This is a genomic window from Prosthecobacter sp. (assembly GCF_049294395.1).
GTDB lineage: Bacteria > Verrucomicrobiota > Verrucomicrobiia > Verrucomicrobiales > Verrucomicrobiaceae > Prosthecobacter.
The window spans coordinates 1-3,979 of record NZ_JBAQCR010000366.1 but is presented as its reverse complement, the minus strand read 5'-3'; the positions used below and the strand labels follow the sequence as shown (position 1 = coordinate 3,979).

General features: G+C 63.2%; 4 protein-coding genes and 1 pseudogene. 2 read left to right on the top strand and 3 right to left on the bottom strand.

Going from position 1 to position 3,979, the window contains the following annotated elements; all coding sequences use genetic code 11:
- Positions 1-456 (top strand): annotated as a pseudogene (locus tag WAW39_RS24825) (hypothetical protein); the annotation flags it as partial.
- Between the two features lie 555 nt (positions 457-1,011).
- Positions 1,012-1,617, top strand: coding sequence for a nitroreductase family protein (locus WAW39_RS24820; RefSeq protein WP_422321851.1), 606 nt, complete (start codon positions 1,012-1,014; stop codon positions 1,615-1,617).
- A gap of 142 nt (positions 1,618-1,759) precedes the next feature.
- Here WAW39_RS24820 and WAW39_RS24815 read toward each other — a convergent pair whose 3' ends face one another.
- The 3 genes from WAW39_RS24815 to WAW39_RS24805 form a co-directional block, all read right to left on the bottom strand.
- Complete coding sequence (locus WAW39_RS24815; protein WP_422321850.1) at positions 1,760-2,797, bottom strand: lipid A deacylase LpxR family protein; 1,038 nt, start codon at positions 2,795-2,797, stop codon at positions 1,760-1,762.
- Between the two features lie 221 nt (positions 2,798-3,018).
- Positions 3,019-3,162 (bottom strand): entericidin A/B family lipoprotein, encoded by a 144-nt coding sequence (locus WAW39_RS24810; RefSeq protein WP_397385764.1) that lies wholly within the window; start codon positions 3,160-3,162, stop codon positions 3,019-3,021.
- A 91-nt stretch (positions 3,163-3,253) separates the two neighbouring features.
- Positions 3,254-3,559: a hypothetical protein gene (locus WAW39_RS24805; RefSeq protein WP_422321849.1), complete on the bottom strand. Its 306-nt coding sequence runs from the start codon at positions 3,557-3,559 to the stop codon at positions 3,254-3,256.
- Positions 3,560-3,979: the final 420 nt, after the last annotated feature.

The following is a 3,979-nucleotide window of genomic DNA, read 5'->3' as shown; positions in this document are numbered from 1 at the left end:
GTGCAGGGCAGCTACCTCGGGCTCAGCGGCACGCTGGGCCTCACCGTGCTGGACACCGTGCCGGACAACTTCGGCACCTACGCCAGCGACGGCCTCCCGGACTCCTGGCAGCTCCAGTACTTCGGCGCAAACAATCCCCTGGCCGCCCCCACCGCCGACGCCAGCGGCACCGGCCAGAACAACCTCTTCAAATACACCGCCGGCCTCAACCCCACCGACCCCGCTTCACGCTTCATCACCTCCGTCGGCCACGCCCCCGGCTCCTACACCCTCGTCATCAGCCCCCGCCTGCCAGACCGCACCTACACCGTGCAGTTCAGCACCGACCTGAGCGCCAGCGGCTGGCAGCCCCTGACCGGCGCCATCATTCAGGACAACGGCCAGACCCGCACCGTGACCGATCCCGATGCCGCCTCCCTGCGGAAATTCTACCGCGTGCAGGTGAGCTACCCGTGAGGGCGGCGCGGCGGCGGCATGAGCGCCTGCCCTCCCCCTGCGGCCTCACGTTTTTTTCAGCCTTCATGGGTTCAGACCGGACCGGGCACATAGGTGACAAGTTGACCGGGAACATGGGTTACAGTTGGAGCGGGATTTCATGCCTTGGACCAACACCCCCACGACAGAGCAACGACTGAAGTTTGTCACCTTGGCCAACAGCGGGAGATTCACCGTGACGGAGCTCTGCGTGGAGTTGGGCAGCAGCCGCAAGTGGCTGGTGCGTCATGCCGAGGGCGGCGCTGCCTCGCTGTGCGGACCGACCCCAAAATGGGGTCAGTGTGCAAATTTTTGACAAATTTTCACCTCCTCCATTATTCCGCTCGCATGCGCTTTTGGCGCATCATTCCTCAGCCAAAAGCTGAGATGAATTGAGGCTGGCTGCCCATGGCGGCGCGGTGGCGGGGCGATAGCGTGGAAAGAACAACGCCGGTCTGTGCCCCCCACCGCAGCAGCAGCGGGCGAGGCGGGCGCAGAGGCGGTGTCTATGCAGACATTCCTTTCCTCCCCCACGCCATGACCACTCTCCCATCACCCACCGAGACCGGCGCCGCCATGAGCGCCATGGATGCCGTTTATCAGCGCCGCTCCGTCCGCCATTTCACGGCGAAGACCGTCGGCCCGGAGGTGATCCGCAGGCTGATGGATGCCGCCGTCCACGCTCCCACCGCCATGCATCAGGAGCCCTGGGGCTTTGCCATCATCGAAGACAGGGCGCTGCTGGACCGCCTGTCTGAAAGCGCCAAGGAATGCGTGCGCAAGGAGGCAGCGGGGGATCATTCCCCGCATGCCACTCACGTACTGGACCTGGTGAACAAAACAGGGTTCCACGTCTTCTATGACGCCGGCTCACTGATCGTCATCTACGGCAAATCGCAGGGCTCCTTCGTCACGGCGGACTGCTGGCTGGCTGCGGAAAACCTCATGCTCGCCGCCTGCGCCCAGGGGCTGGGCACCTGCGTCATCGGCTTTGCGGTGGAGGCCCTGAACTTGCCCGAGTGGAAGGCGGAGCTGAAGATCCCGGAAGAGTGGACCGCCATCGCCCCCATCATCCTGGGTGTGCCAGCAGGCGCCACACCGCCCGTGCCGCGCAAGCCGCCGCAGATTCTCGCCTGGAGATGAGGCATGCGGTTAACCGAGGTGCGGACCGACCCCAAAGGGGGTCAGTGTGCAAATTCTTGACACATTTTCACGCCATGATCCTCTCCATTTCAAAGCCCACGGAGCACCTCATTACAATCCGAGAGCCCGCCCGCGCACGCGGCTAAAACGTCCAGTTCAGCGACACGGTGCCGAAGAGCTGCGGCGCGATCTGCGCGTTGAACTCCTTGGTGCGGTAGACCACGGCGTAGGACATCTTGGTGTTGCGCCAGTTGATCACAAAGCCGGTGCTCAGGTCCGCCACGAAGACGTTGTGCCCTACGGAGGGGCTGTCGCCAAAGGTGTTGCCGTCCAGAAAGATGTTGTGCGCCACGGCGCGGCCGTCTGCACGCGCAAAGACGTGGAAGCCCAGCGGGAACCAGGAGCGGTCCGCGCCCAGTGCGCCATCCACCGGAGTGGAGGCGGCGGAGGACGGGCCGATGGAGGGCGTGCCGTAGTCGTCCGGCAGATTGAAGCCCATGCGGAATTCGCCGCCCACATTGGCGTAGTCCTTCACATTCCCCGCCGTGGCGCCGGCATGCGGGAGGAATTCCCACTCCGCGCCGCTGCGCTTCACGATGTGCGGCCAGCGCCAGGTGCGCTCATACGCCAGGGTGACGCCGATCTCATTGTGCAGCTGGTGGTCCCAGCCGTTCGGGTGGTCAAAGCCGCGCGCATCATGCACGTAGCGCTGCGCCTCCTGCGCATAGGAATACGAGCCCACCACGCCGATGTCCATCACCAGGATGTTTCGCACGCGGTCCGTCTTCCACACCACGCCGTTGGACACATAGAGCCAGCCTGCATAGGGGCGGTCGTTCAGCGCCGGGGTGAAGGTCTCCGTGTTGTCAGGCGTGTAAATGTCCTGCCCGATGGAGTGGATGACGTTTTTCTGGTAGTTGGCGTCATGAATGCCGGGAATCAGGTCAAACAGCGGCAGCATCATGCGCGCATGCGGCGTGCCGCTGAGGCGGGAGAGATCCGGCGAGGTCCAGCTGAGCTTCACCCCGCTGGTGTAGTAGCGGTCCGTGCCGGCAAAGAGATCGTTTTCGAGGTAGATGCCCATCGTGCCGCCCGTATTGGGCGCCTCGGCACGGGCAGAGGCAGGCGCCAGCGCCGCCAGCAGTAGAGTGGCGGAGAGCGTGGAGAATAAGTGTTTCATGGGTGAATGCAGAGGCGGGGGGGTGTGTTTTGAGAGGCGGTGCGGCGCGCGGATGAGTTCAGGGGGGGAGCAATAAAGCGCCAGGCACCTGTCCCAGCGGATCAGGAAATCCTATGAGGAGCACGGTACTGTCCCTCACGCGGCCGCTTTGCCAAGCAAAAGCGTTGCTGAAAAGCCTTGGCGGCTTTCCAACAACGCTTCGAATGCTTGCGCGCTCTGGATTAGCGGGAGGCGTGCTCAATGTGGCCGCCCACATGCTCCACGTCCTGGCCGAAGCCGCGAACGGTGCGGCAGCTGGTGCCGACGAGGGTCAGGGCTGCGGATGCGAAGACGAGAAGGGCGATGCGTGTGATGGATGTTTTCATAGGAGTGGTGTGTGTGTTGTTGGGGTCGGAAGAGGAGAGAGAGATTGAAAAGAGCAGGCCCACGAGGTGGGCGCGCTCCGGGGCGGGCAGATTACTTCTGCACGGCATCCACACGGGCCTTGGCGGCGGCGGCTTCGGCATCAGCCTTCTTCTTGTCGGCATCCAGCTGGGCCTGATCCACCGCCTTGTTGGCCTCGATGTTGGCCTTGGCGATCTTGGTGTCGATGTCCACCTGTGTCTTGGCTTCCTTGGCATCCGCAGCCACGGCATCCTTCTGGTGGTCCAGCGCGGTCTGGGTGGCGTCGTTTTGCGCGTCGATGGCCTGCTTCTGCTTGTTGCAGCTCACGGTCAGGAAAGTGGCGGAAGAGAAGAGGAGGAGGAAGAGGAAGGGTTTCATAGTATTCGGTTGGTTGCTCAGTTTATCGTTAGTCGAAGGACTGATGGATGGGTGCACTCTTCCGCATATACCCTGCCCTGCCTATGGGGTATAACCCTACCCCCTCAGGCATGACCTCCGTTGCGCAGCAGCGGCATTCACAGCCGAGAATTTACCATTATATCAGCGGCGGTGCAAACCGCACGTCCTTCGCGGCAAACCCGCGTCCCGGGTTCAATGCCTACCATCAGATACCACATTCCATCACTCTTCACTTGCACTCCGCCAAACGGGCCCAAGCTTTGGAGCATGTCCTGTCTGTTTGCCACCTCCCACCTCCCCGAAGCCGAACACCCTGAGCCGCACGAAGCCGGGGAGGAAAATGCGCACGCACACGCGCAGCCCCGCAGCGGCGGCGTGCGCGCCTTCAGCCACCTGCCG

Bases quoted from the DNA above. Each gene is read 5' to 3' on its own strand.
- WAW39_RS24820 (WP_422321851.1), top strand. From the start codon at position 1,012: ATGACCACTCTCCCATCACCCACCGAGACCGGCGCCGCCATGAGCGCC.
- WAW39_RS24815 (WP_422321850.1), bottom strand. From the start codon at position 2,797: ATGAAACACTTATTCTCCACGCTCTCCGCCACTCTACTGCTGGCGGCG.
- WAW39_RS24810 (WP_397385764.1), bottom strand. From the start codon at position 3,162: ATGAAAACATCCATCACACGCATCGCCCTTCTCGTCTTCGCATCCGCA.
- WAW39_RS24805 (WP_422321849.1), bottom strand. From the start codon at position 3,559: ATGAAACCCTTCCTCTTCCTCCTCCTCTTCTCTTCCGCCACTTTCCTG.